This is a genomic window from Rania fehmarnensis (genome assembly GCF_056494185.1).
The window spans coordinates 3,528,166-3,555,148 of record NZ_CM151398.1; the positions used below are offsets into that span (position 1 = coordinate 3,528,166).

Sequence of the window (26,983 nt, forward strand, 5' to 3'; positions counted from 1 at the left end):
GCGCATGGAGAGGTGACCTTTAGCGCGCGTGGCAGCAGGTGCAGGAGATGGAGGATTGGAATAACATGGCGGGCTCTTGGACATCGACTTTGCCGCTGTCGCAGACCCACTTGGCGGTTAGCTCTTCCATGTTGTTCAAGCGACACATCAAGACATCTTTGTAGGGCCAGGTCTTGTACGCTGGGATGCGGGTAATGCTTTCGTAAATCATGCGCGCCTGGCGATGTTTGCCTTGCTTGACCAGCGCGTCGCCCAGACCCAGCAGTGTGCCTTCAACGTTGTGAGGCGCGATGTCCGTGTTGTAGCAAACCGTTTGATTCTTGGACTTCTTGGCGAGGATGTAGAAGCCGAATTCGCCGAGACGCGGGAAGCTGCGCGGCACGCGAATGCCAGCACATGAATCTAGCGTTTCATAATATGCTTCGACGGCGGCTTCATAACGTGGGTGAGTGGGCGGCAACATGGCCGTCAGCACCCAGCCTTCGACGAAGCCGTGGAATTGCGGGTAGACATTCGTGTTGCGTTCCAGTTCCATCGCCGAATCATCCATCATGTGGCAATTGCCTTGCATGGCGCCCAGCTGATACTTGGCGGAACTGACAAAGCCCGGCGTTAAACGGTTGCTCGGATCCATGCAGGCAGCTTGTTGCACGTACTGCAAACTTTGCACAGCTAAATCATGCGTTGCTGCCGAAGGGATGCAGCCTCTATTATGCTCGACTACCTTCCAAAAACTGCAGAGACCAGTGAGCGATACCATGTGTGGGTCGGTTGGATCAGCAGCAGTTGCCGCCGTCAGTCCTGCTAGAGCTTGATCGGAGTGCGCGTAGTCGGCAGACTGAAATACCGTCCAGAAAAACTGTGCGGCTTGTGCCGATTGCGCATTGTGGTATGCGTGCGGGGGTTTTTTGTAACAGACAGGTGTATGATTCGAAATAGCCTTACAGCTTGCCAGACTGACAAGCATCAAGCACCCAACTATAAGAAACGGGCGTAGCATCACGACCTCCCTGTCTGCATAAACCGACTTCTCCGAAGTCGGATTAGATTTCCACTCGGCATTTTCCGTGAAGCTGATTTCCATCCAAATCAGCCAACTATCCCAATCTGCTCCGCTAGCAGTTTGTTCGACAGGCGACTATCAAAAAGAGATCTTTCTTGAGCAGAAAGCGTTGTAACGTGTACGAAGACCTGGACGAGTAAAGCATAGCCTTATTCGATGGGCTCCATCTTCGGCAGAATCAAGTTCAGCAGAACCCAGGCGATGATATATGCGCTGCCAGCCCAGATAAACAAAGGTGTATAACCGAAACGGGCGATGATGATGCCGGCCAGCGGGGCCAAAATCATGCCACCGATCGCTCCAGCAGTACCTCCAATCCCTGAAATCGATGCCACCAGGTGTTTGGGAAACAAGTCAGAGCCAATCGGATAGATATTGGCCGACCATCCTTGATGGGCTGCAGTCGCCAAGGAGATGAGCGCGATGGCCACGACAATGCTACTGGTCGTCGAAGCAAAGTAGATCGGCATAATGCATACGGCGCAAATCAGCAGCGTTGTCTTGCGAGCCCGATTCAGCGACCAACCCATCATCATGAAACGCGTCGAGAGCCAACCAAAGAAGATCGATCCAAAATCGGATACGAGATAGATGATCAGAAACGGGAGTCCAATATTCTTTAAGTCCAGGTTCGTTCCCAAGACCGAGTTGTCATTGAAGAAAGTTGGCAACCAAGTCAAATAGAACCACCAGATAGGATCTGCTAAGAACTTGGCCGTCATCAGTGCCCAGGTTTGTCGATACTTCAGCAGATTCAGCCACGATACGTGCTCGGTCGACACCGGCTCTCGATCTTGACCGATGTGCTGAATTTCTGCTGGCGAAACACGGGGATGCTGGCTGGGAGTGCGATAGAACGCCAGCCACACAATCAACATTCCAAAGCCCAAGAGACCGGTTACCAAAAATGAGACGCGCCACCCGAAGTACAAGGTTAGCAGCGGAACTGCGAAAGCGGTTACGATTACGCCTACGTTTGTACCGGCATTGAAGATGCCGATGGCGAGAGTGCGTTCGTGTTTCGGAAACCACTCCGAAATCGCCTTGACGGAACTTGGGAATATCGACGCTTCACCTAAACCCAAAACAAATCGCGTCGCGCTCATACTCTTGACCCCGGCTGTCAGAGCTGAGAGTACGCCGGCTAAACTCCAAACGGTCATGCCCACCGCCAGTCCCAGCTTGGTGCCCAAGCGATCGATCAGGTAACCAATCACCAAGAACCCAATGGCATAGGCGGTCTTGAAGGCCCAGTCGACATAGCCCATCAGCTCTTTAAAGCGAGCAATTTCCGCTGCGGTTAATGTCTGACCATCTGGCAATCCCAGCATCGATCGACGAAACCCATCATCGATCATCGCAAACGACAAGACTTGTCGATCGATATAATTGATTACTGTAGCAACAAACAGAATCGCTACGATCCGCCATCGATAGCTGGTCATGGACAAGAGACTCATGGTTATGATTATTTAAGGACCAACGGCATCTCTATTACCAGCAGAGCCTTGATCGCGAATGGGACGCCTGGACGTGTTCTACAACCGCTGTGGATGAGTCTAAATGCGGCTGATGTTCTTCTGGATAAGCTCAGTGAGATTTACTTGCGTGCGTAGTATAGCGCAACACCAATGGGCCGGGCTATGGGTTAAACTAACCAAACTCCCCCATAGCACCTTCTCCTCGATTCAGAAATTCTGCCATGAAAACTACCCTTTGGATCCATTGGATTTTATTCGGATGTTTGGCCACCTTGGCTCTGTCCTCTGCGGGCTGGACGCAAGAGAAACTGCCGCCAGTCAAACGTATTGTTTTTCTGGGCGACAGTATCACGCATGGTGGCGGGTACATTGCCAGTTTGGAAGCGGCGGCCATTGCGCAGGACCCCAAACGGCAGATCGAGTTTTTGAATTTGGGCCTGCCCAGCGAAACCGTCTCGGGCTTGTCCGAACCCGGTCATGCGGGAGGGCAGTTTCCCAGGCCCGATCTGCACGAGCGTTTAGCGCGCGTGCTGGAACAAACGCAGCCAGAGCTGGTAGTTGCTTGTTATGGGATGAACGACGGGATCTACTACCCGCTAGGCAAGGATCGCTTTGATAAATTCAAGTCCGGTATTGAGCGACTGCATCAAGCGGTGGAACGCAGCGGCGCTAAGATCATTCACCTGACGCCCGCATACTTCGATGCGTTACCGAATCAAGACAAGTTGTTGCCGGCTGGTTTGAGTGAATACACCACGCCGTATGTTGGCTACGACGAAGTGCTGGAGGAGTATTCCAAGTGGCTGCTGAGTAAGCAAGCCGATGGTTGGGAAGTTTACGATGTCCACGCTGCCATGAAATCAGTAGTTCAAGAGCAGCGCAAGAGCGAGCCTCGTTTCACATTCGCCAGCGACGGCGTTCATCCCAACGCCGCAGGCCAGGCGGTGATCGCTCGTCCGCTGGCCAAGGCTTGGGGGTTACGGTTGGACGCGAATGGTTATTCAGAACATCCGCACGGTGAACAACTTCTCAAGCTTGTGCAACAAAAGCAGCAAGTACTGAAACTTGCCTGGCTAACTGCTACCAAACATGTGCGACCCGGCATCACGGCCGGACTGCCATTGACTGAAGCCAATGCCCAAGCCGAGGCTCTCGACACACAGATAAGAGCACTAGTAAACAATTGACCGGGCGCCACAATTAGATTTCAGCGCCTTGATCCACTGGTATCGTGCTCTTGCGCACACGCAAGTTCAAGAACTCGACCATCAGCGAAAAGGCCATGGCGAAGTAGATGTAGCCTTTGCTGATAGGCGTCCCGATGCCTTCGGCGACCAACATGATGCCAATGATCAGCAAGAAATTCAGGGCCAGCATTTTGATGGTTGGATTGGCCGAGACAAAGTTGCCGACTTGGTTGGCGAACAAGATCATAACGGCCACGGCCAGGATCACCGCGGCAATCATGATCCACAAATGATCGGCCATGCCGACGGCAGTGATGACGCTGTCGAGCGAAAAAATGATATCCATCAGCGCGATTTGAAAGAGCACGTTGTTGAAGCTGGGCTGCTTGACTTTAGTGTTTCGGTCAGAATGTTCGCCTTCGACCTCACCATGAATCTCGTGGATGCTTTTGTAGAGCAAGAACAGTCCACCCGCCATGAGAATAATGTCGCGCCACGATACCTCAATGAACTCGTTCCAGGCATGTTTGTTCAGGACGAGCCGCTGGGGAGAATCACTTGTGTGACTAGTCGTGTCGGCGGAAGTTTCGCTATGGTCAGCAGCAGGGTTGGATACTTCAGGCTCGTCGTCATAGGGTTCGATCATGAAGTAGCGCTGGAGTCCGTCGACGGGCAAGATGTCATTCATGTGAAATATCGGCGCTGTCATGCGGGACATCCAAAAGATCATACTCAGCAGCAGGATGCGCATCACCAGGGCCGCAGCAAGTCCCAAACGTCGAGCACTGGTTTGCTGATCCAACGGCAATTTGCTGGTCAAGATGGAAATGAAGACGAGGTTATCGATGCCCAGCACAATTTCCATTGCGCTCAGCGCGATCAGAGCAACAACACTTTCGAAAATCACTTCCATTTAAAATCACTCACGACAACCATGGATCGAGCAAACATAGGACCGCCATCCATACCAACAGCGCATACGTGGCGGGCCGCAACCAGCGATCGCCTAACCGGTTGCCAACTTTCAGCCCGATAATGGCCCCCAGAACGACCAGCGGTAGTGCAATCAACGAGACTTGCATGCGCTCAATAATCCTCGGCCCAAACGTAAGCAGCATGATGATCAGCTGCGGCAAGAAGCTCGATAAGTATATGGCAAAAAGAAAACTACGGGCGCGCTTGGCTGCAAATCGCTGGCCATGAATCCAGAGCAGCATCGGTGGAGCGCTCATGCCGCTAAAGCCCTGGAGCAGACCGCTCAGCCCAAATGCGGCCAGCACCCAATACCAACGTTTGGCACTTTCCCAGGGCCGCGTCTGGACAGTCTGCGCCGCCACCGCAGCCAAGACAATCAGTCCCACCAGTGGCTTGATCAGGTTTGCGGAGTTGGCTACGACATAAGCCAAGCTCACGATGCCTAGGGGCAGAAATGCCAACCGAATCGTGGCCGGGCCCGCGACCTCTCGCCAAGAGGTGTGCTGCCTGAGCCGCCAGAGCGACAATGCATTCTGTGGCAACATGGCGGTAATGATCATTACCTGAGCATCCGGTAACGAGTTGCCTGCCCACAGCAGTAACGGAATTCCCAATAGACCCGCGGCAAAACCTACCGACGCCTGCAGGCACGCTGAGGCAGCCAAAATCGCAATGCTGACCAACGTTTGTGGATCCGTAATGTTCACCGGTTCTTTAAATCAACCGCACTCTTTAAGCATCAAATGCACTCTTTAAGCATCAAATGCACGGTTATCAATCGCAGGGTTAGCAATCGCACGGTTAACAATCGCACTGGTTGTCGACGCCAGCCAGTTGCATAGTTGAACGCTGATCCAAGTTTTTAGCAACCCGGTCCGCAACTTGCATGCTGGCAACTTGTTACGCTTAATTTTGGAACCCAACCAGCTCGGTGAAACCATGTCCCGTCTGCAAATTTTCGCTGCCCTAATTGTGACTCTATTGTGCTCGTCCTTCGCCATGGCGCGCACGTGGACAGATGTTAGTGGACGATTTAAAGTCGAAGCAGACATGATTGCTGTCAGCGAAGACGTGGTAGTCCTGAAGACGACTGATGGCCGATTAATCGCTGTCGAGATCAAGCAGCTATCAGAAACGGACCAATCCTATCTCAAATCTGAAGAAGCCGGTGCAGGCAAACTGTCTGATAGAGATAAGGATCATGTATGGCGGCTGCAAGGTGATATGAAAATCATCGGTCGGATCGCTGGCTACTTTGCTCATGACATGGTGGTCGAACGACTAAACGCCAAGCTGATGGTCGATGGTGCAGAAGAGAGCAAACTGCCCGAGACGTTGCTAGCCATTCTGCCCAGTATCGTCGAGCACTTCGAGACGGCCAAGATCACCGCTCTGCCCGAATTGAAGTCATGGTTGACCGAGCAAGGCAAAGTGCCTCATATTTATGCCGTCGAAGGCGTAAGCATTGCCCTAACGAGTGGCGAAGAAGTTAAAGTGCCGATCTTTTTGTTTGGCAGTGCCGAGCGAGCGATACTGGAGCCGGGATTGGCCCGCTGGCGCGCACTTCAAAAAGAGAAGATGGAAGACACAGAGCGTTCGCGGTTGGCCCAACGTGAAGCCCTGATGCTCTCGTCAGCAGCCCGCGCTTATCAATTCAACGCCGCTCAAGCCGCCCAGGTACGTTTACTTCAACTGGACATGTTGGCCGTCGACTCTGGTGCAACCGACTTGTGGGAAGTGGTTGTAGTTCCTCCCAATCCTTACGCCTATCCTTTTTCCATGGTGGTCACTGCTCGCGATAGCGGCACAGCTCAAGCGCTAGTACAGCAGCAATATCCGGCTTATGCCATCGATGTTACGCGCAGGTTGGCGCCCTGAGCACGCTGGGCGACGGCCGCTTGAAGGCTTTGCCGCTCACGATCGCAAACAGAACCGTGAAGCCATATACGACTGCGGTATAGTCGAGCATAGGGCCGGCCAGCGAGGTTTGCGATAGCGGGATAAAAAGCAGCAATACCCAAAAGTACTTGGCAACCGAGAGCCACGTGCGTTTGGTCGTGGCATAACGCGCTGCGGCCAATCCGGTCAACATTCCGAAGGGCACACATGTCAGCAGCGAGACTTGCAGGATATGACGTGAGAAATCGCCAGGCGCACCATTAAAATGGGCGACCAGGGGTGCGGCCAAACTGGCAAAAGCTGCGAATGAGACGACCAAGCCAAATGTCAAAATCGCAGATCCCAGCCAGGCTGATCGCTTGACGAGGGTCTGCGGTACAGCGCAAAGATTCATGGATTCAATCTCCAGACTCGCAAAGGATTAACACCAGCCCACTGGTGTAATTCGCTGTCCAGATAGAAATCTTGTCGCTGATCTTGCCAGAGATTGGAGGCTTTTCAAAGTTTAAACGCCGAGACTCAGAGGATCGCAGAGAAATCAACGATTTCTCCGCGGGCTCAGCGTTTCAAAAAAGATTTACGAAACGCTGAAGTCCGTAGTATAGGTCCAAAGTCTGGCGACTTCGGCTACGTCATAAGCATAGCATCCAAGGTCTGGCGACTTCGGCTACTTCTTACCTACGGCTTTGCGGAGTGCGTCGGCTTTGGAAGTGGTCTCCCAGGTCAGGTCGGCGTCGTCTTTGCCGAAGTGGCCGTAGTTGGTGCTCTTGCTGTAAATCGGGCGCAGCAAGTCCAGTTGCTTGACGATGTCAGCGGGCTTGAAGCTGAAGACTTTCAGTACAGCAGCGAGAATGGCATCGTCGCTGTGCGTGCCGGTACCGAAGGTATCGACGTGCACGCTAACTGGTTTGGGATGGCCGATGGCATAGGCGAACTGGATTTCGCACTTGGTGGCTAGTTCCGCAGCCACAATGTTTTTGGCAACCCAGCGGCCCATGTAGGCAGCGCTGCGATCGACCTTGGTTGGATCTTTGCCGGAGAACGCGCCACCACCGTGACGGCCCATGCCGCCGTAGGTATCGACGATGATCTTGCGACCGGTCAAACCGCTATCGCCTTGAGGGCCGCCGATCACGAAGCGACCGGTGGGATTGATCAAGCATTCGGTCTGGTCGGTCAACATGTTCTTAGGCAGAACCTTCTTGACGATTTGATCGATGCAGAATTTCTTGATTTCTGGGTGATCAACATCAGCCGCGTGTTGCGTTGAGATAACGACGTTGATAATCCGCGTGGGCTTGCCATCGACGTATTCGACCGATACCTGGCTCTTGGCATCAGGCCGCAACCACTTGACCTTGCCGCTCTTGCGAACGCGGGTCAGTTCGCGACCGAGGCGGTGAGCGAACATGATGGGAGCTGGCATCAGTTCCGGAGTTTCGTTGCAAGCGAAACCGAACATAATGCCCTGGTCGCCAGCGCCTTGTTCGGCAGTATCTTTGTGGTCCGCTTTCTTGGCGTCCACACCTTGCGCGATGTCGGGCGATTGGGTGGTCAGGTAGTTGTTGATGAAGATACGATCAGCATGAAAGACATCATCGTCATTGACATAGCCGATACCGCGAACAGCATCACGAATAACTTTGTCGATGTTGATGGCTTCGCCGATGGGCTTCTGGCCAAGCTTGGGGATGGTGATCTCTCCACCCACTACGACCATATTGCTTTTGACAAATGTCTCGCAGGCTACGCGGCTTTTTTTGTCTACCGTGAGGCAGGCATCCAGAATGGCATCCGAGATGGTGTCACAAACCTTGTCAGGATGACCTTCGCCAACGCTTTCAGAAGAAAAAATGTAGCTGCTGGACATATTCTTTCATTAACTTTCAGGTGATAGAGCTAGAACGCACACCAGCCATCGGGCGGTGCCACAATGCTGCCTACGGGCGGCAGTCCGCCCAGTATAGTCACCACCCCTAAGGTTCGGTAGGGTTAATGGCGTAGCTTGCCGATTGCCAAACCCAATTTGGTGGTTATTTTGCATGCCCCAGCCACTTGGCCCTCTAGACCCTCACAAAGATCCTCTGCCGCATCATCCAGTAACAGACTAGCCAGAACACCAGGCCTACCCAAGTGGCGGCTAGCATCGGCTGATAGGCTTCGCCCAGGAAGTTAAAGATGCCTGAGCCGAAGTGGACGCGCAATTGCCGCTCGGTCCACGGCCGCAGCAGCTGGCCCATCATATAAATGGCGATCGAGTTCATACCCACGACCACAAAGAACCAACTCCATAATCGCCAACCCAGCACGTCGATCACCGCATAGAGCGTAGCCAAAATCCAACAACAGATCCCAGTCGAGAATAATGCCCAACTGGGTGTCCAGATGCGCTTGATGATCGGCCAACCCAAGCGCTCGCCGGCGATTCCCAGCCCAAACAGCACGGCACCCATCACGACCAGCACTGCGACTTTGCGCCACCCACCGTAGCTGAACTCGCCAGAGTTTGGATGCCGCTCGTAGCTGGACTCGCCAGAGTTTGGAAGCCGACCAAGCGACGACCGCAACAGCTCGCCGCAGATCAGTCCCAAAATCATGGTGGCTAGTGACGGAATGAAGTTGATCGTCTGGTAGCCGCCGCCGTTGTATTCGAAGGGCACAATGGCCAGCTCTCCGGTCGGCTGGCCATCGTCACCCTCTTTGGCGACTCGAGGACGAGGGAACCAGTTCAGCACGACGCGGTCGACCGCATGGCCAAGGTTCGCGTTCTTATGCCAGGCAGCTGGCACACCGGTTAAATGTTCCTGAGCCCACTCAGCCTTAATGCCAACTTCGGGGTTGCCTTTCTCCAAATCGATGCCTGTGGTTGGATAGCTGGTATAAGCCAACCCAGTGCCTGCCAATAACAAGGCGACCACAATCAATTGCACAACCAGTGGTCGACGCCACATCAAGAACAGGAATGCATAACCTAATCCAATTTGAGTAAGTACATTCATCAAGGCCCAATTGGTCGTAACGATGCTTGAACCCTGAGAGCTCAGAAAGACACCTAGCAGGATCAGCACCAACGAACGCACGATGGCATGGCAAAACATACTGCCCCAACTATCACCGCGCGACTCGCGTTTGACGTAGGAGTAAGCCATCGAGACGCCAACCATGAACATGAACGATGGTTGGATCATGTCCCAGAAAGCAATTCCGCGCCACTCGACATGCGTGAACTGGAAGTTGAGTTGTTTCCAGAAGCTAGAATCGGGCTGCGATGCCAAATGCATCTCGGCAGTCTCGGCCAGCCCAAAGCCATTGAAGGCCAAGGCGACCATGATCAGTCCGCGATAAGCATCCAGCGACAACAATCGCTCTTCAGTTGCCGCAGGAGTATTGGCAGTTGGTGGTGCGGCAAGCGTAGCAGGGGCAGTCATAGGTAGGTTACCATTGAACGCAATAGGTGGGAGATGGTTTAACATGATAACGTAACGTAGAGCGGCTGTCCCCAGCCGCTCAGCACCCTCTAACCAATTCTCTACCGACGGCATCAGCGTCGTTTCTATGCTGCAAACAGATTCTCCCCTTCCGCGCGGTGTTTGGTTTAGGAGGACCTTTGCGGCTGAGGACAGCCGTTCTACGTCGGTCGAAGATTTGGTTAGAGGGTGCTGAGCGGCTGGGGACAGCCGCTCTACGTCGGTCGAGGATTTGGTTAGAGGGTGCTGAGCGGCTGGGGACAGCCGTTCTACGTCGGTCGAGGATTTGGTTAGAGGGTGCTGAGCGGCTGGGGACAGCCGCTCTACATTCAGCTGTATAATCTGTCTGTTTTCATAAGCAGACTGGCAACTACTTTGGTTGGGGAGTTTTTCATCATTGCCAAGCCACGCGTATTGGTTACGCCTATCGAATTGGTGCGCAAGCACGAACCTGCGCAGGAGGTGCTCGAGGCTGCGGGCCTGGAGATCGTGTATCCGCCGGTAGGTATTCACTTGTACGACGAAGATCGATTGATCGCGCATTTGCCAGGAATCGATGCGATGCTGGCTGGCATGGAACCGTTGTCGGCGCGTGTCTTGGCTCAATCGAACTTGAAAGTTATCGCGCGGTTTGGAGTGGGATATGATGCCATCGATATCCCGGCTGCTACGGCGCAAAACACTGCGGTGACCATCACACCTGGCACCAATCAAGTATCGGTTGCTGAACACACGTTGGCATTGATTCTAGGTGTAATGCGTGGTTTCCCGGGCCGAGACCGAACGGTTCGTGATGGCACTTGGATTCGTCCACCGCTGGGGCGACTGCAAGGCAAAACGCTGGGCATGCTGGGCTTAGGACGCATCGGTAAAGAGGTCATCCCGCGCGCCAAAGCGTTGGGAGTGCACATCATCGCTTATGATCCCGTGCCGGACGAGTGCTTTGCTGAGCGACATGGTGTGCGTCTGGTCAGCTTTGACGATGTATTGCAGGGTTCGGATATCGTCAGTTTGCATTTGCCATGCACAGTCGCGACGACCAATATCATGAATCGTGATACACTTGCCCGAATGAAGCACGGCGCGATCCTGATCAATACGGCTCGCGGCGGCCTGGTGGATGAGGTTGCCTTAGCCGATGCGCTAGAGAGTGGGCATTTGTGGGGTGCGGGCTTGGACGCTTTCGCGGTTGAGCCACCAGTGAAAGATAATCGTCTGTTACACTTGCCCAATATACTGTTAACTCCTCACACCGCTGGCCTGGATTACGAATCCGTGCGCGCCATGGGCAAACTGGCCGCAGAGTGTATTGCGAACTTGTACTGTGGTCGAGGCGTGGACGAGGGTTGCCTGGTGAATGCCTCGCTGGAATCTGCGTGGAACTGGAAACGAAATGCGACATAATCGCGTCAAAGATAAATTGAAAGCTGGCCAGCCGGTGTTCGGTACGTGGCTATCGACTGGTGATCTGCTAGCAGCCCGCGTTTTAGCCCGCATGAACTTCGATTGGTTGACGCTCGACTTGGAGCATTCGCCAATCGACTGGTCGCAAGCAGCCGCAGTCTTCGGCGCTATTGCCGATGCCGGCAGTGTGCCTCTGGCCCGCGTACCCGAAGGCAATCATCACTTGATCAAGCGAGTGTTGGATGCTGGAGCCTGGGGTATTGTGGTTCCGATGGTCGATACAGTTGAGCAAGCTCGCACCGCCATAGCTGCGGCCAAGTATCCGCCCACGGGCAATCGCAGCTTGGGTGGCAGTCACGCGGCTTTGAACTTCGATACCAATTCCGCTGAGTACATGCAGCGTGCTAACGATGAGATCCTGGTCGTGTTGCAAACGGAAAGCCCACGCGGTATTGCTAATGCCGAAGCGATCTATAGTTTGCCCGGCGTCGACGCGATCTTTGTAGGACCAGTCGATCTACGCGCTCAGATGCGCGCTTCGGATGGTACCGAAGCCACAGACGAACAATTCGAAGCTGCCTTGGCCAGCATCATCGCTGCGGGCAAGAAAACTAGCACGCCCACCGGCATGCATGTCATGGATCCGCAAGTCGCCCTGAGCCGCGCTGCCCAGGGCATGCAGTTCATCGCCATTGGCAGCGAGCTGCGTTTCATGAGCGAACGAGCTACGCAAGTTTTAGAAATTGTCCGCCCCAATGATGAAGCGTCCAACCTCATTCGTTACTAACGTAGCCACCGTCGCCAGAGGGTGGGCGTCACGTAGCCACCGTCGCCAGACGGTGGACTGGGCGACGAAATCCACCGCTTGGCAGCGGTGGCTACGTAAACATATCCGTCCAACAAAGCACATCCTGCGATTCGTTGCATAAAAACAATAAAGGAACAACCGATGCGTTCGAGAACAATACTGCGGTGTCTGGCTACGTTATGCGTGGCCATGCTCTGCCTGGCAACAGCTAACACACGGGCTGAAGACTGGCCTCAGTGGATGGGAAAAAATCGCGACAATCGCTGGAGCGCCGACAACATTCTCGACAAGTTTCCGTCGGGCGGTCCCAAGATCGTGTGGCGCGCACCTGTGGCTGGCGGATATTCGGGGCCCGCTGTCGTTGGTAACAAACTGTATATCACCGACTTCGTCTCGTCAGGGAATGCGAAGGTCGATAACTTTGATCGCAAGTCGCTCTCTGGCACCGAGCGCGTCATGTGTCTGGATGCCGCATCGGGTGATCAACTGTGGAAGTACGAATACCCGGTCAGTTACGCGATCTCTTATCCAGCTGGTCCGCGCTGCACGCCCGTGGTCGACTCAGGTAAAGTTTACACGCTGGGTGCCGAGGGCAACTTGCTCTGCCTGGCGGCTGATAGTGGCAAGGTTGTATGGCAAAAAGATTTACCCAAGGAATACAATACCAAGTCAGCCCTGTGGGGTTACGCAGCCCATCCTCTAATTGATGGTCCCCGATTGATCTGCCTGGTCGGTGGCGAAGGAACACACACGGTGGCGTTCGACAAAACCACCGGTAAAGAACTGTGGCGTTACGGTACGGCGACCGAACAAGGTTACTCACCACCGACGATCATCAAAGCTGCCGGCGTGCGTCAGTTGATATTGGCTAACCCCAGCGCCATCAATGCAGTTGAACCAGAGACCGGCAAAGAGCTCTGGACCACGCCTTACGCGGCCACCAATGGCTCGATCATCATGTCGCCAGTTGTCGTCGGCGATTACTTGTTTATTGGCGGATACTCCAATCACAACTTGTTGCTCAAGCTCAATCAAGATAAACCCGGCGTAACCGAAGTGGCTCGGGACAAGTCCAAACGCTTTGTCTCGCCGGTCAATGTGCAACCGTTTGTCGATGGCGATGTGGTTTACGGCATGGATCAAAAAGGCGACATGGTCGCGTTTCGTCTGCCTGATGGTGAACATCTCTGGACCAACAACGATGTGATGGGGGCTCGTTCGCAAGGCAGCGAATCAGCATTTATGGTCAAACAGGCGGATCGCTTCTTTATGTTCAACGAGAAAGGCGAATTGGTAATTGCCAAACTTTCGCCGCAAGGTGTGACAGTGGTTGATCGCGCCAAAGTAATCGAACCGACTAACAACGCGTTCGGTCGCCAAGTCGTCTGGTGCGCACCGGCCTTCGCCGGCACCCGCATGTACGTTCGCAACGACGCGGAATGTATCTGCGTGGAGTTGAGCAAGTAACAGTCACCTCTCCATGCCCCCTCCCGCAGACTTCGGCTAACGCCTCGTCTGCGACCTCCCCCGCTTCGCGGGAGAGGTGACAGTCACCTCTCCCAAGCTTTGCTTGGGGGAGGTCGGAGCCAGTAGCCGAAGTCGCCAGACTTTGGACGCGTAGCCGATGTTCGTCCAATCTCTGGCGAGATCGGCTACGTACAGAGCTCCCTCCCGCAAATTTCGGCTCGAACGCCTCGGGGTGGCACTGGCTATGCTGCGCATTGCTAGTGCCACCCAAACAACTTAAAAGCTGGATGATCTCCCGAGCTTGGTGGAGGTGACGCAGCGTTGCCCTTAAGCCACGCTGGATGGCTTGAGTTCTGCCATTGCGATTTTGGTGTTTCATCACCTGTAGCGGAGCATCGCGCGGACGTTTAGGCTACCTACACCAAGGACGCAACTTCAACAGGCAGCTCATCTGCACGAAAGCGAGATTCGATGGTTCCTGAGAGCGTGTTGGCACTAAACGAAGAGAGTTTGGCAAACCAGTGGCATTGGATTCTGGAGTGCTTGCGAGATGTGCTGAATGAGTCGGGCGAACACGAGTTGGCTGAGAGTTTGCCGATGGCCGACACGGCACCGCAGATCGCTAGCTCGCTGAGCGACTCGGTTCATTTGACGCAAGCCTATTCGATCGCCTTCCAGTTGCTGGGAATGGCGGAGCAAAACGCGGCCGATCAATTTCGCAAAGCGATTGAGCGCAAGAGCGGTTTGGATGCGCTGCCCGCGCTCTGGGGCGAGTGCTTGAAGCAACTGAAAGATAAAGGCTGGTCGGCGCAGCAAATTGCCAGCCAACTTTCGAGCATGCAAGTTGAACTGGTACTGACTGCGCACCCGACAGAAGCTAAACGCGCCACAGTGTTAGCCCATCACCGTCGATTGTACGAGCGTTTTCAACTGTATCGACAAATACAAAGCGATCAGGATGCGCTGACGCAGTCCTATCAAGAAGAAAACGACTTTGCCGTGCGAGCACTGCTGGCCATCCTGTGGCGCACGGGCGAAATCTACCTGGACAAGCCTGATATTCAATCCGAACGTCGTAACGTGCTCGACTACTTAACGCACGTCTTCCCTTCGGTGCTGCGCCCACTGGATCAACGCTTGCGTCGCGCGTGGACGGATGTAGGACTGGATACTTCGGTCTTCGATGATCCATTGATTTTCCCCAAGCTGACATTCGGTACCTGGGTGGGTGGTGATCGTGATGGGCACCCGCTGGTAACGGCCGATGTGACACGGCAGAGTTTATTAGAAATGCGCCGTAGTGCCCTCGGCTTGATTCAACGTCATTTGCAACAGTTGGCGCGACTGCTCAGCTTGTCCGCTTATTGGCAGCGACCCAATCCGGCATTTCTACAAGCTCTGGCCAGCGCGGCTGAACAATTGGGAGCTCAAGGCAAGAAAGCAGTTGATCGCAATCCCAACGAACCATGGCGGCAATTCATCAATACGATGCTGGCCAGGTTACCCAAGGTTGATCCCAATTCCGATCAGATCGTGCACGAGCCAGCGCCAACCTATCAACAAGCCTCTGAGCTGTTGGCTGATCTACGTTTGTTGTATGACAGCATGGTCGCCACCGGCCTGCGCCGGCCCGCTGAGTACGCTGTGCAGCCGTTGATGCGGATCGTGCAAACGTTTGGGTTTCATTCGGCTGTGTTGGATGTGCGTCAGAACAGTGCCTTTCATGACCGCGCTGTCGAACAACTCTTGGCGGCTGCGGGTATTGCGCGCACGAATTTTTCGCAGTGGTCCGAAGCAGAACGCATGGAGATGCTGCAGCGCGAGCTGGCTTCGAAGCGACCATTCGCTCGACCTGATGTCTCGCTAGGGTACGAAGCGGATGCGGCTCTCTCAGCCCTGCGAGTGCTGAAGGAATACCGCACGGCTTACAGCGATGATGGCTTGGGGTCATTGATCGTCAGCATGACTCGCAATGTTTCAGACTTGTTGGTCGTCTACTTGCTAGCCCGCGAAGTCGGATTGACGGAAGAGACGGCCGATGGCTTGGAGTGTCCACTACCAGTCGTGCCGCTGTTCGAGACGGTCGATGATCTGCGCGCCAGTCCGGGGATCTATGAGCAGTTTCTCAATCATCCAATTACCAAACGCAGCCTGGTAGCAATTCAAAAGCGCCGCCGGCAACCCGATCCCGTGGGCCAAGTGATGGTGGGCTATAGCGACAGCAACAAAGATGGCGGCATTCTGGCCAGCCTGGTCAATCTCCGTCATGCTCAGCGTGAACTCAGCCAGGTAGGCCGCCAGCATGGAGTCCGGGTGCGATTCTTTCACGGTCGCGGCGGTACAATCAGTCGCGGAGCGGGCCCGACGCATCGCTTTATCAAAGCGCTACCGGACGAGACACTGCGCGGTGACTTGCGCGTGACTGAACAGGGGGAAACGATTCCGCAAAAGTATGCTCACCAGTCGACGGCCATCTATAACCTGGAACTGTTTTTGGCGGGAGTCACACGCAAGACATTGCTCGATCGCAGCAGCGACCCAGTCGAGCATCCGCTCGAGTCGACATTAACTCAACTATCGGAATGGGCCCGCGAGTGTTACACCTCGCTACTGAATACCGAAGGTTTTGTGAGTTTCTTCCGCGGGGCGACACCAATCGATGCGATTGAACAAAGCCGGATTGGATCGCGACCCGCGCGGCGCACGGGGCAACAAACCTTGGCTGACCTGCGCGCCATCCCGTGGGTATTCAGTTGGGGCCAAGCGAGGTTCTTTTTGTCAGGCTGGTATGGCGTCGGCACAGCGCTGGGGCAATTGAAAGCCGCTGATCCGCAAACCTTTGCAACCTTGGGCTCGACCATGAACTCATGGGCACCCTCGCACTATCTGCTCAGCAATGTCGCTACCAGCCTGGCGGCGACGGATCTAGAGATCATGCGCGCATATGCCGATATGCTGGAAGATAAGCCGCTGCGTGACAAGTTTATGACTAGCATCGAAGCCGAGTTGGCGTTAACGCATTCGATGATCGAAGAAATCTATGGTGGCCCGCTGTCGGAGCGACGTCCTAACATTCAGCGCATGATGAACTTGCGTTCCAGCGGGCTGCGCGTATTGCACTATCAACAGATTGGCTTGCTAAAGATGTGGCGCAGTTACCATCGCATGCAGCAACCCAAAGCCGCTGAAGACCTCATCCCGCAGTTGCTGTTGACCGTTAACGCCATCGCTAGTGGACTAGGCACCACCGGCTAAGCCGTAGGCGTTAGCCTCGGTTGACTCGCCCCTCCCGAATCTCGCAAAGCCTCGATTCGACCTCCCCAAGGCGAAGCCTTGGAGAGGTGACCGTCACCTCTCCATGCGCAGCATGGGGAGGTCGGAGCCAGCGTTAGCTAGGTTCCGGGAGGGGCGAGTCCTGAACCGTAGCCGAAGTCGCCAGACTTTGGACGCATCACCGATCGATCTCCAATCTCTGGCGAGATCGGCTACATGCACTCGCCCCTCCCGAATCTCGCAAAGCCTCGATTCGACCTCCCCAAGGCTGCGCCTTGGAGAGGTGGCCGTCACCTCTCCATGCGCAGCATGGGGAGGTCGGAGCCAGCGTTAGCTAGGTTCCGGGAGGGGCGAGTCCTGAACCGTAGCCGAAGTCGCCAGACTTTGGACGCATCACCGATCGATCTCTAATCTCTGGCGAGATCGGCTACATGCACTCGCCCCTCCCGAATCTCGCAAAGCCTCGATTCGACCTCCCCAAGGCTGCGCCTTGGAGAGGTGGCCGTCACCTCTCCATGCGCAGCATGGGGAGGTCGGAGCCAGCGTTAGCTAGGCTCCGGGAGGGGCGAGTCCTGAACCGTAGCCGAAGTCGCCAGACTTTGGACGCATCACCGATCGATCTCTAATCTCTGGCGAGATCGGCTACATGCACTCGCCCCTCCCGAATCTCGCAAAGCCTCGATTCGACCTCCCCAAGGCGAAGCCTTGGAGAGGTGACACGGCGCTAGGAGCTGCGAAACTCGCTGGGGGCGATGCCTTTGGCTTTCTTGAAAACGACGCTGAAGTATTCGGTGTGCATGAAACCGCAACGGTCAGCGATGGTGGCCAAGGGCAAATCGGTTTCTTTCAGCAGCTCTTCGGCCCGCATGAGTTTCACTCGCAAAATAGCATCATGCGGCGAGTGGCCAAAGTACTTTTTGAAGCGGCTTTCCAGTACGCGGCGAGTCAAACAAACTTCGCGCAGGACATCGTCGACCTTGATGCCCGAACATGCATATTGACGAATGAAGCGCGCTGCCTTGATCAGTTCTTCATCGTTGATGGCCAGCGAGTCGGTGGAAAGTCGCGTCACAATACCCAGTGGCTTCAGCAGGTGAGCCGTCGGGGCCACTTTGTTACCAGCCAACATCTCGCTCAGCAACGACGCTGCTTGATAGCCTGCGCCATGTGCGTTGGGAATAATGCTGGATAGCGGTGTTTCTGCCAGGTTGCAGACTAGTTCATCGTTGTCGACACCCAGAATTGCTACTTGCTCGGGTACAGCCAGGCCATTGCGTTGACAGAGTTCGATCAGCTGTCGTCCCCGCAGATCGTAACAAGCCAAGACGCCAATGGGCTTGGGCAGCTTCAACAGCCACCGAGTTAATTGTCTTTCCTCGTCGCCGCGATCGTTGGGTCGTGGACGGTAGGCATGGCATTCATAACCGGCCATCGACACCAGCCTCTGCATGCCTTCGCCCCGGTAGCGTGACCAGGCGAATCGTTCATCGCCACAAAAGGCGAAATTCTTGAAGCCCCGTTCCAGCAAGTGATCGACGGCCAGTTGCGCAATCGACTCGTCGTGCGTCTCGACCCACGGTACACCAGGCAGAGCTTGCGAAGCGCTGACATCGACCACTGGCAATTTCAACCGCGAAACGATGCGTGCGATTTGCTCGTTCTCGATGCGGGCAATAATGCCATCGCCTCGCCAATGCTTCAAACTTTCCGGCGGCAGATCTCCGCGACTCTGTTCCGGAAAATAGGTTGCCCAAGTGCCGTGTTCACGGATATACGAATAAATGCCGCTCAACAGCCCCCGCGCATAGGCGTTGGACGTTTCGATTAGAAGTGCTACTCGAAATGTGGAGCGTTGTGGATGCATGCCGTAGCCGATCTCGCCAGAGATTGAAAGCGCGTTACTCGTAGCCGATCTCGCCAGAGATTGGAAAGCGTTACTCGTAGCCGATCTCGCCAGAGATTGGAAAGCGTTGCGTTGGCGCGGCCAAAGTCTGGCGACTTCAGCTACGGGCCAAAGTCTGGCGACTTCAGCTACGGGCCAAAGTCTGGCGACTTCAGCTACGGGCCAAAGTCTGGCGACTTCAGCTACGTTTCGCCCGAGCGTAAAAAACCTCATGCCACATGTACAAAAATCTCATGGCCAGCCGCCGCTGAACACACTATTCTGGAATTAAGCCAGAATTTTGCAAGGAAAACTGCGAGCCCCAGCTGTAAAAATCCTCTTATCCCACCGACGGAGTGTCACAATCGATGAAGACGCCTAGGAATTTGGAGTGCCGACCCCGCCCGTGGACTGTCGCGCGGATGCTGGTACTGGTCATCGCTGCAGCACTATTGGGAGTGTTGCATGCTGAATTCGCTGCGGCTGACGATGCCCGACTGAAAGTTCTCTTTCTCGGCGACCAGGGGCATCATCAACCTGCTCAGCGAGCCAGACAGCTGGTACCGGTTATGGCTCGCGCGGGGATCGATGTGCAATACACCGACGACCTAAATCAGTTGAGTGTCGACAACTTAAGACAGTTCAACGTACTATTGGTGTATGCCAATATCGATAACTTGGATGATCAGCGAGCCGCAGCGATCGTGGAGTACGTAGCCGGCGGTGGTGGTTATGTGCCAGTCCACTGCGCTTCGTATTGTTTTCGCAATCAACCGAAACTCGTCGCGCTCTGCGGGGCTCAGTTTCTCAAACATGGCACAGACGACTTCGCCACGCAGGTCGAAGTTGACAATCACCCAATCACTCAAGGGTTGATGCCCTTTGTAACTTGGGACGAGACCTACGAACATCACCTGCACAACGATCAAGATCGCGTGGTTCTGCAAACACGTCCGCAAGGCGGCAGCCACGAACCGTGGACATGGATTCGCAAGTACGAAAAAGGACGCATCTTCTATACCGCCTACGGTCACGATCATCGTACCTGGGAGAACCCTGGCTTTCATGCACTGCTGGAACGCGGCATTCGCTGGGCAGCGGGCGAAAAGGACATCTACGACAGCACGGCTCATCCGCTGGCCGGTCCAACCCCTTTTGAGTATCAGACCGACGAAGGTAAAGGTCTGCCCGATTATCGCCATACACAAGGCTCCGGCGACACGATTCGCAAGATCCAAAAGCCGCTGCCACCAAAGCTGGCCGCCAAGCGGGTTAGTTTGCCACGAGGATTCCAAGCTGAACTATTTGTCAGCGAACCCGAGATTGGCAAACCTTTGTGTGTGACCTGGGACCATCGCGGTCGGCTGTGGATTGCAGAGACGATCGACTATCCCAACGACCTCAAGCCGCGTGGTCAAGGACGCGATCGCATCAAGATCTGCGAAGATACCGATGGTGATAACCGTGCCGATAAGTTCACCGTGTTCGCCGAAGGGCTTAGCATTCCGACCGGCATGGCTCTGGCCAATGGCGGTTTAGTTGTGCATCAAGCGCCCGATACTTTGTTTCTCAAAGATGAAGATGGCGATGACAAGTGCGATTCCACCAAGGTCTTGTTCACAGGTTGGGGCACTTTCGATACGCATGCTGGTCCCAGCAATCTGCGATACGGTCATGATAACTGGCTATACACCATCGTTGGTTATTCAGGCTTTCGCGGAAAGGTTGGTGGAGAGAATCACCAATTCGGCCAAGGCATCGTGCGTTTCAAAGCCGACGGAACGAAGCTGGAGTTCGTGCGGAGTACCAACAACAACTCTTGGGGCTTAGGCTTCAGCGAAGAAGGATTGGTGTTTGGTTCAACTGCCAATGGTTGTCCAAGCGTCTATGCGCCGATTGCCAATCGACATTATGAACTGGTGCGTGGCTGGAGTTCGAGCGTATTGGAGAACATTGCTCCTGGCTTTCGCTTTTACCCGATCACAGATAAGGTTCGTCAAGTCGACTTCTTCGGTGGCTTTACTTCTGCTGCTGGTCATGCCCTATATACTGCTCGCAACTATCCGCCAGCCTACTGGAACAAGACGGCCTTTGTGGCTGATCCGACTGGCCACCTGGTGGCGACCTTGGATCTCACACGTGAGGGAACAGATTTCGTTGCCAACTACGGTGGTAACCTGGTCGCGAGCGATGATGAATGGTGTGCTCCGATTGCAGCCGATGTCGGTCCCGATGGGAATGTGTGGGTCAGCGATTGGTACAACATTGTCGTCCAGCATAATCCCACGCCCAATGGTTTCAAAACCGGTGCGCGGGGAGCTTATGAAACGCCTTTGCGCGACACGCAGCGTGGACGCATCTATCGCATCGTCTCGACCACCAATACATCGATCGAGCCTGCGCCAAAGCTGGATATCAGTAACGCAGAGGGGCTGGTCAAGGCACTCGCGCACAGCAACATGTTGTGGCGACTGCAGGCGCAGCGCTTGTTAGTCGAACGCGGCCAGGCCGATATTGTGCCGGCTCTCTTAAGCTTGTTAGCTGATCCTCAAGTCGATGAATTGGGATTAAATGTCGGAGCGATCCATGCGCTACGCGTACTGCAAGGATTGAACGCCAAGTTGACGCTCGATGCAAAGGTGCTGGCCAAGTGGAGTCAAGCGCTCAAACATCCGGCGGCGGGTGTACGCCGCGTGGCTGCGTTGTCATTGCCACCGGTATCCGACTCGGTGGTCCGCATCGTCGAAGCTGGGCTACTTGCCGACGCAGATGCTCATGTGCGGTTGGCTGCGTGTTTGGCGATCGCTGATGCACAAGCGGCCGAAGCCGCGGGCCCCGCACTCTTGGCTGCTTTGAATCTACCGGGCACCACCGAGGATCGCTGGCTGCCCGATGCCCTGACCTCGGCCGCGGCTAAGAATGATCTGGCTTTCCTGCAAGCGTGCGCGGATGCCAAGACGGAGTCCAAACTGAATGCAGAGGCCCTTGCGGTCATCGGGCGCGTGGCTGAGCATTTCGCACGCGGTGACAACGTGGATTCGCTCGAGACGCTCTTGTCGAGCCTGGCCGATACCCAGCCTCAAGTCGCCACTGCCATCATCGGCGGACTCTCGACCGGCATGAGCGAAGATCGGCGCCCCAAGTTATCCAGTCGCTTGGAAGATGCGCTGGTCAAGCTCCATGATAGTAGCGACTTGCAAGGCAAGATTCGCGTGATCACCTTGGCACAGCGTTGGGGTAGCCAGTGCCTCAAGGACCAGGGCGATGCCATGGCCAAAGAGCTTTTGGCATCCTCTGAAGCTGACGATGCGGAAGTCGAGGCCCGCATCACTGCTGTGAAAGAGCTGACTCGATTTCGTCGCGATGACGCGGATGTGGCCACTGCGCTAGTGGAGTTGTTGGGAGCTCGTTCGCAACCCGAACTAGTCGATACGATTGTGCAATCTCTCAAAGCCTCAACGGCCGCTGGTTTGGGAGAGCAATTGGGCAGTGCTCTCAATCGTTTGACTCCGGCTACCCGTCCCAAAGTATTGAGTGTCATGCTGATACGCGCGGACTGGACCACGGACTTGCTGGATTGCTTCGAGAAAGGGCAGCTCGAGATCTCCGATTTGCCACTGGATCAGAAGCAATCGCTGGCAGCTCATCCGAACCAAGCGATTTCCAAGCGTGCTCAAGAGTTGCTGAAACGTTCAGGCGGGTTGCCTGATGCAGATCGGCAAAGTGTGATCGATAAATATGCACCAATCGTAATGCAAGGTGGTAATGCTCAGCGCGGCAAAGCTTTCTTCAAAGCTCAGTGCGCCAACTGCCACATGCACAACGGCGAAGGCAAGAAGTTTGGACCCGATCTGTCCGGCATGGCGGCTCATCCGAAACTCGAGTTGCTGACTGCCATTCTCGATCCTAGCCGCAGTGTGGAAGGTAACTTCCGCACCTATACCGTGCTGACGACCAATGGCCAAGTCATCAACGGTATCATGGCCAACGAAACGCGGACGGCGATCGAGATCTTGGATGCTGAGTCCAAACGTCACACGTTGCAACGCGAAGACATCGAACAGATTTCGACCAGCCGCAAATCGACGATGCCTGAAGGATTTGAAAAGCAGCTCAATCCGGAAGCCATGGCGGACCTGTTGGAATTTCTGGCCGCTCGCGGCAAATATTTTCCGCTCGACCTGCGCAAAGTCGCCACCACGATCAGTACAAAAGACATGTTCTTTGAAGGAGAAGGGCAAGCGGAACGTTTGATTTTCCCAGACTGGACACCGAAGACCTTTGAAGGGGTACCGTTCACACTAGTCGATCCGGAGGGTGAGCGCATTCCGAACGTAATCATGCTGCATGGCCCTAACGGCGTCGCACCACCCAAGATGCCCAAATCTGTTAAACTGCCCGTCAGTTCGCCGGCAGCAGCCATCCACATGCTCAGCGGTATCAGCGGTTGGGGTTACACGGGTGGTCAGCCGCGGAAGTCGCTAACGATGACCGTTCGCATCCGTTATCAAGATGGAACTACCGAAGATCATCGTTTGCTCGACGGCATTCACTTTGCCGACTATATCAATTCTCAAATCGCTGTCCCCGAATCCGAACTGGCCTTTCAACTCCGTGGCCAGCAGGTACGCTATTTGAAAATTGTGCCGGCCAAAGCGACGGCGATTGAGAGTATCGAACTAGTCAAAGGCACCGACGGCACAGCTCCGATCGTGGTCGCCATGACGATCGAATCGCGCTGACAACCTACCCACCCCTACAATCCCAGTCCACGGAGAAACAAGCATGAGTAAAAAGTATCGCGTAGCCATGGTCGGTCTTGGCTTTGGCGCCGAGTTCATTCCGATTTATCAGCGGCATCCGTTGGGTAGCGTTGAAGCGATATGTCGTCGCAATGTGACTGAGCTGAATGCTGTCGGCGATCGTTTTGGGATTGCCAAACGTTATACCGATTACAGTCAGGTTTTGTCGGACCCGGATATCGACTTTGTACATATCAATTCACCGATACCCGACCACGGTTGGATGTCGATCGAAGCTTTGAAGGCTGGCAAGCACGTCATGTGTACCGTACCCATGTCGACCTCGATCGACGAGTGCGAGCAGATCTGCCAACTGGTTCAGGATACCGGGCTGAAGTACATGATGGCTGAGACCGTGGTGTATAGCCGCGAATTCTTGTTCATCAAACAGATGTATGAAAGCGGCGAATTGGGCAAGATCCAGTACATGGCCGCTTCGCACCCGCAAGACATGGATGGCTGGCCTGAGTATTGGGAACGCATGATTCCGATGCACTACGCAACACACGTGGTCAGTCCCGTGCTGGGACTGGTCAATGGTCGCGCTGAGTATGTCAGTTGCTTTGGTTCAGGCACCATCCGCGAAGATCTGGCCAAGAAGTCGGGTAACAAGTACGCGGTTGAATCTTGTCATATCAAGATCAAGGATTCCGACGTAGCGGCCCACATTTGGCGCTTCTTGTTCGATACCGCGCGGCAGTATCGCGAGAGCTTTGACGTATACGGTACGAAGAAGAGCTTTGAGTGGACGCTGGTGGAAAACGAACCTCACGTGTTGCACACGGCCAAGAAACCCGAACCCGAGATCGCCAGCAAGATCGAAGTGCCCGACTTTGCCCATCTGCTGCCCGAACCGATTCGCATGTTCACACAATCGATTCAAGATGCAGATCACTTATCGTTTATTCAAGGCGGAGGCCACGGCGGCTCGCACCCACATCTGGTTAACGAGTTCCTGAGCGCACTGGATGGCAATCGCGACCCATGGCCCAACGCCGTTCAATCCGCCAACTGGACCTGCGTCGGCATCTGCGCTCACCAGTCCACCGAACAAGGTGGCAAGCTCGTAGAGCTACCCAAGTTCACGTTGGTGTAACAAGTAAGACTGTGGCATAGGCTTCCAGCAGGGATGTGGCATAGGCTTCTAGCCTGTGTCCTACTCCTACTCCTACTCCTACTCCTACTCCTACTCCTACTCCTACTCCTACTCGATGGGCGCGCTCGCCTGATATTTCGAGTAGGAGTAGGAGTAGGAGTAGGAGACTGACGTCATGCGAAGCTTTTGGCGGGTTCGGTAAAGCCCTTGCCTTCCGACAGTTAATGGCTGGGCGATCTCAGATGAAATGCGGGGCAAGCTGATGGCGTGTGTTAGTGGTCTTTGTTCACAGGCTGGAAGCCTATGCCACAGGAAGACACAGGCTGGAAGCCTATGCCACAGGAAGACACAGGCTGGAAGCCTATGCCACAGGAAGACACAGGCTGGAAGCCTATGCCACAGGAAGACACAGGCTGGAAGCCTATGCCACAGGAAGACACAGGCTGGAAGCCTATGCCACATAAGCCTATGCCACCTTGCGATTCTGCTGATGCTCTGTTGTCAGAGCGTCTGGTCGGCCGAGCCAGCGGAGCGGGTGCTGATCAATGGCAAGTTATTCACGGTTGATGCTCAGCGTCCGTTGGCTGAAGCCATGGCGATCAAAGCGGGCAAGATCATAGCGGTCGGTACCACGGAGGAGATTCGAGCTTATATCAGCACCAGCAAGCCGGCGACGGAAGTGATCGATGCGCAGCAGCGGTTGGTTGTTCCGGGTTTCAATGATTCGCACGTGCATTTTCTGTCTGGTGGTAAACAGCTCTCTAGTGTGCAACTGCGCGATGCCCGCACCCCGGCTGAGTTCGTTCAGCGTATCGCCGAGTTCGCTGCCAAATCACCTAAAGGGCAATGGATAACCGGTGGCGATTGGGATCACGAGAACTGGCCAGGAGCGGAGTTGCCGATGCGCCAGTGGATCGATGCGGTAACACCGGACAACCCGGTATTTATCAGCCGCTTGGATGGTCATATGGGCCTGGCCAACTCGTTGGCGCTAACGTTGGCGGGTGTGACCAAAGAGTCCAAAGATCCGGCAGGTGGGCTGATTGTGCGCGATGGGCAAGGCGAACCGACAGGCATTGTCAAGGACGCAGCCATGTCGCCGCTGTTTGCCGCTCAGCCAGAACTCTCGATCGAAGAGCGATTAAGATCCGCTGAGGCGGCTACTAATCATGCCGCCTCGCTGGGTGTAACCAGCGTGCATGATATGTCGGGCGACGGCGACATCATCATCTATCAACAGTTGCAGCGCTTGGGTAAGTTGAAGACGCGCATCTATGCAGCCGCTCCGTTGCCTGCGTGGAAGAAGTCAGCTGCGCTCGGACTGAAAGCGGCTGTGGGTGACGACATGCTGCGTCGCGGTGGCCTGAAAGGCTTTGCCGATGGCAGTTTGGGATCGACCACCGCGTTCTTCTTTGAAGCTTATGCCGATGACGCGCGCACCAGCGGCTTGGCCAGTGACGAAATGTATCCCGAGGGTGCCATGTTGGAGCGCGCGCTCGCTGCCGATCGCGCTGGCTTGCAACTGATGATTCATGCCATTGGTGATCGAGCCAACGATAACATCTTGACCATCTATGAGACATTGATCACTCACAACGGTCCGCGTGATCGACGACCGCGGATTGAGCATGCTCAACACTTGCGTCTGAGCGACATCGCTCGCTTTGCCAAGTCTGGAGTGATCGCATCGATGCAACCGTATCATTGCGCCGACGATGGACGCTGGGCAGAGAAGCGGATCGGTCCCGATCGAGCCCAAGTGACGTACGCCTTTCGTGCCTTGCTCGACTCGGGGGCTACGCTGGCTTTTGGTTCCGATTGGAATGTGGCCCCGCTGGATCCAATTCAAGGCATCGCGGCGGCCGTAACTCGTCAGACGCTGGATGGTCAACATCCCGACGGCTGGGTGCCCCAGCAGAAGATCAGCATTGAAGAAGCGATTACGGCTTACACCTTAGGTTCCGCCACAGCGGAATTCGCTGAAGGAGTCAAAGGAAGTCTCAGCGTTGGCAAGCTAGCGGACTTCGTAGTACTCTCGCATGACCTGCTGAGCATCCCGCCTGACCAAATTAAGAACTGCCAGGTTGTCATGACCTACATCGCCGGCCAACGCATCCACCCTTAGCCTCGGTTCCTAAGCCGTAGGCGTTAGCCGGCGTTAGCCTCGGTTTCCACTCTG

17 protein-coding genes are annotated in these 26,983 nt (G+C 55.0%); 9 read left to right on the plus strand and 8 right to left on the minus strand.

Annotated features, from left to right (window positions below):
* Positions 1-19: 19 nt before the first annotated feature.
* The gene (locus tag SH573x_RS11945) at positions 20-634 is read right to left on the minus strand and encodes a hypothetical protein (protein ID WP_479355290.1); all 615 of its coding nucleotides are present in this window, start codon (positions 632-634) and stop codon (positions 20-22) included.
* A gap of 578 nt (positions 635-1,212) precedes the next feature.
* A complete protein-coding gene (locus tag SH573x_RS11950) occupies positions 1,213-2,523 on the minus strand; it encodes an MFS transporter (protein ID WP_479355292.1) in 1,311 nt (436 codons plus the stop codon).
* 242 nt (positions 2,524-2,765) lie between these two features.
* Between SH573x_RS11950 and SH573x_RS11955 the strand changes: the two genes are divergently transcribed.
* On the plus strand, positions 2,766-3,731 hold the full coding sequence (locus SH573x_RS11955; RefSeq protein WP_479355294.1) for an SGNH/GDSL hydrolase family protein: 966 nt from the start codon (positions 2,766-2,768) through the stop codon (positions 3,729-3,731).
* 13 nt (positions 3,732-3,744) lie between these two features.
* Here SH573x_RS11955 and SH573x_RS11960 read toward each other — a convergent pair whose 3' ends face one another.
* Together SH573x_RS11960 and SH573x_RS11965 are read right to left on the minus strand one after the other, a co-directional pair.
* The gene (locus SH573x_RS11960; RefSeq protein WP_479355296.1) at positions 3,745-4,644 is read right to left on the minus strand and encodes a TerC family protein; all 900 of its coding nucleotides are present in this window, start codon (positions 4,642-4,644) and stop codon (positions 3,745-3,747) included.
* 10 nt (positions 4,645-4,654) lie between these two features.
* On the minus strand, positions 4,655-5,413 hold the full coding sequence (locus tag SH573x_RS11965; RefSeq protein WP_479355298.1) for a TSUP family transporter: 759 nt from the start codon (positions 5,411-5,413) through the stop codon (positions 4,655-4,657).
* Positions 5,414-5,645: 232 nt separating this feature from the next.
* Between SH573x_RS11965 and SH573x_RS11970 the strand changes: the two genes are divergently transcribed.
* The gene (locus SH573x_RS11970) at positions 5,646-6,584 is read left to right on the plus strand and encodes an SHD1 domain-containing protein (RefSeq protein WP_479355300.1); all 939 of its coding nucleotides are present in this window, start codon (positions 5,646-5,648) and stop codon (positions 6,582-6,584) included.
* On the opposite strand, the gene SH573x_RS11975 is transcribed toward SH573x_RS11970, so the two are convergent.
* From SH573x_RS11975 to SH573x_RS11985, 3 genes are all read right to left on the minus strand, one after another.
* Positions 6,562-6,999 carry a hypothetical protein gene (locus SH573x_RS11975; RefSeq protein ID WP_479355302.1) on the minus strand — a complete coding sequence of 146 codons (438 nt, stop codon included), beginning with the start codon at positions 6,997-6,999 and terminating at the stop codon, positions 6,562-6,564. The two genes, SH573x_RS11970 and SH573x_RS11975, sit on opposite strands and share 23 nt — an antisense overlap.
* A gap of 273 nt (positions 7,000-7,272) precedes the next feature.
* A complete protein-coding gene (gene metK / locus SH573x_RS11980) occupies positions 7,273-8,475 on the minus strand; it encodes a methionine adenosyltransferase (protein WP_479355304.1) in 1,203 nt (400 codons plus the stop codon).
* Between the two features lie 193 nt (positions 8,476-8,668).
* Positions 8,669-10,033: an acyltransferase family protein gene (locus SH573x_RS11985; RefSeq protein ID WP_479355306.1), complete on the minus strand. Its 1,365-nt coding sequence runs from the start codon at positions 10,031-10,033 to the stop codon at positions 8,669-8,671.
* 414 nt (positions 10,034-10,447) lie between these two features.
* Here SH573x_RS11985 and SH573x_RS11990 point away from each other — a divergent pair, with 414 nt between their 5' ends.
* From SH573x_RS11990 to SH573x_RS12005, 4 genes are all read left to right on the plus strand, one after another.
* A complete protein-coding gene (locus SH573x_RS11990; RefSeq protein WP_479355308.1) occupies positions 10,448-11,476 on the plus strand; it encodes a phosphoglycerate dehydrogenase in 1,029 nt (342 codons plus the stop codon).
* Positions 11,466-12,263: an HpcH/HpaI aldolase family protein gene (locus SH573x_RS11995; RefSeq protein WP_479355309.1), complete on the plus strand. Its 798-nt coding sequence runs from the start codon at positions 11,466-11,468 to the stop codon at positions 12,261-12,263. The genes SH573x_RS11990 and SH573x_RS11995 overlap by 11 nt, the downstream gene beginning before the upstream one ends.
* A 162-nt stretch (positions 12,264-12,425) precedes the next feature.
* Entirely contained in the window at positions 12,426-13,751 is a 1,326-nt protein-coding gene (locus SH573x_RS12000; RefSeq protein ID WP_479355311.1) for an outer membrane protein assembly factor BamB family protein, read from the plus strand.
* Between the two features lie 471 nt (positions 13,752-14,222).
* Complete coding sequence (locus SH573x_RS12005) at positions 14,223-17,006, plus strand: phosphoenolpyruvate carboxylase (protein WP_479355313.1); 2,784 nt, start codon at positions 14,223-14,225, stop codon at positions 17,004-17,006.
* A gap of 742 nt (positions 17,007-17,748) precedes the next feature.
* Here the strand turns inward: SH573x_RS12005 and SH573x_RS12010 are convergent.
* Positions 17,749-18,888 (minus strand): XylR family transcriptional regulator, encoded by a 1,140-nt coding sequence (locus SH573x_RS12010; RefSeq protein WP_479355315.1) that lies wholly within the window; start codon positions 18,886-18,888, stop codon positions 17,749-17,751.
* 386 nt (positions 18,889-19,274) lie between these two features.
* Here SH573x_RS12010 and SH573x_RS12015 point away from each other — a divergent pair, with 386 nt between their 5' ends.
* The 3 genes from SH573x_RS12015 to SH573x_RS12025 all read left to right on the plus strand — a co-directional run bounded on the left by SH573x_RS12015 (position 19,275) and on the right by SH573x_RS12025 (position 26,929).
* The gene (locus tag SH573x_RS12015; protein WP_479355317.1) at positions 19,275-23,648 is read left to right on the plus strand and encodes a PVC-type heme-binding CxxCH protein; all 4,374 of its coding nucleotides are present in this window, start codon (positions 19,275-19,277) and stop codon (positions 23,646-23,648) included.
* Between the two features lie 43 nt (positions 23,649-23,691).
* Positions 23,692-24,804 (plus strand): Gfo/Idh/MocA family protein, encoded by a 1,113-nt coding sequence (locus SH573x_RS12020; protein WP_479355319.1) that lies wholly within the window; start codon positions 23,692-23,694, stop codon positions 24,802-24,804.
* 490 nt (positions 24,805-25,294) lie between these two features.
* On the plus strand, positions 25,295-26,929 hold the full coding sequence (locus SH573x_RS12025; RefSeq protein ID WP_479355320.1) for an amidohydrolase: 1,635 nt from the start codon (positions 25,295-25,297) through the stop codon (positions 26,927-26,929).
* The last annotated feature ends 54 nt before the right edge of the window (positions 26,930-26,983 follow it).

Coding starts and splice junctions, on each gene's coding strand:
- SH573x_RS11945 (WP_479355290.1), bottom strand. CDS start 634: ATGGATCCGAGCAACCGTTTAACGCCGGGCTTTGTCAGTTCCGCCAAG.
- SH573x_RS11960 (WP_479355296.1), bottom strand. CDS start 4,644: ATGGAAGTGATTTTCGAAAGTGTTGTTGCTCTGATCGCGCTGAGCGCA.
- SH573x_RS12000 (WP_479355311.1), top strand. CDS start 12,426: ATGCGTTCGAGAACAATACTGCGGTGTCTGGCTACGTTATGCGTGGCC.
- SH573x_RS12005 (WP_479355313.1), top strand. CDS start 14,223: ATGGTTCCTGAGAGCGTGTTGGCACTAAACGAAGAGAGTTTGGCAAAC.
- SH573x_RS11955 (WP_479355294.1), top strand. CDS start 2,766: ATGAAAACTACCCTTTGGATCCATTGGATTTTATTCGGATGTTTGGCC.
- metK (WP_479355304.1), bottom strand. CDS start 8,475: ATGTCCAGCAGCTACATTTTTTCTTCTGAAAGCGTTGGCGAAGGTCAT.
- SH573x_RS12025 (WP_479355320.1), top strand. CDS start 25,295: ATGCTCTGTTGTCAGAGCGTCTGGTCGGCCGAGCCAGCGGAGCGGGTG.
- SH573x_RS11995 (WP_479355309.1), top strand. CDS start 11,466: ATGCGACATAATCGCGTCAAAGATAAATTGAAAGCTGGCCAGCCGGTG.
- SH573x_RS11970 (WP_479355300.1), top strand. CDS start 5,646: ATGTCCCGTCTGCAAATTTTCGCTGCCCTAATTGTGACTCTATTGTGC.
- SH573x_RS12020 (WP_479355319.1), top strand. CDS start 23,692: ATGAGTAAAAAGTATCGCGTAGCCATGGTCGGTCTTGGCTTTGGCGCC.
- SH573x_RS12015 (WP_479355317.1), top strand. CDS start 19,275: ATGAAGACGCCTAGGAATTTGGAGTGCCGACCCCGCCCGTGGACTGTC.
- SH573x_RS11975 (WP_479355302.1), bottom strand. CDS start 6,999: ATGAATCTTTGCGCTGTACCGCAGACCCTCGTCAAGCGATCAGCCTGG.
- SH573x_RS12010 (WP_479355315.1), bottom strand. CDS start 18,888: ATGCATCCACAACGCTCCACATTTCGAGTAGCACTTCTAATCGAAACG.
- SH573x_RS11950 (WP_479355292.1), bottom strand. CDS start 2,523: ATGAGTCTCTTGTCCATGACCAGCTATCGATGGCGGATCGTAGCGATT.
- SH573x_RS11985 (WP_479355306.1), bottom strand. CDS start 10,033: ATGACTGCCCCTGCTACGCTTGCCGCACCACCAACTGCCAATACTCCT.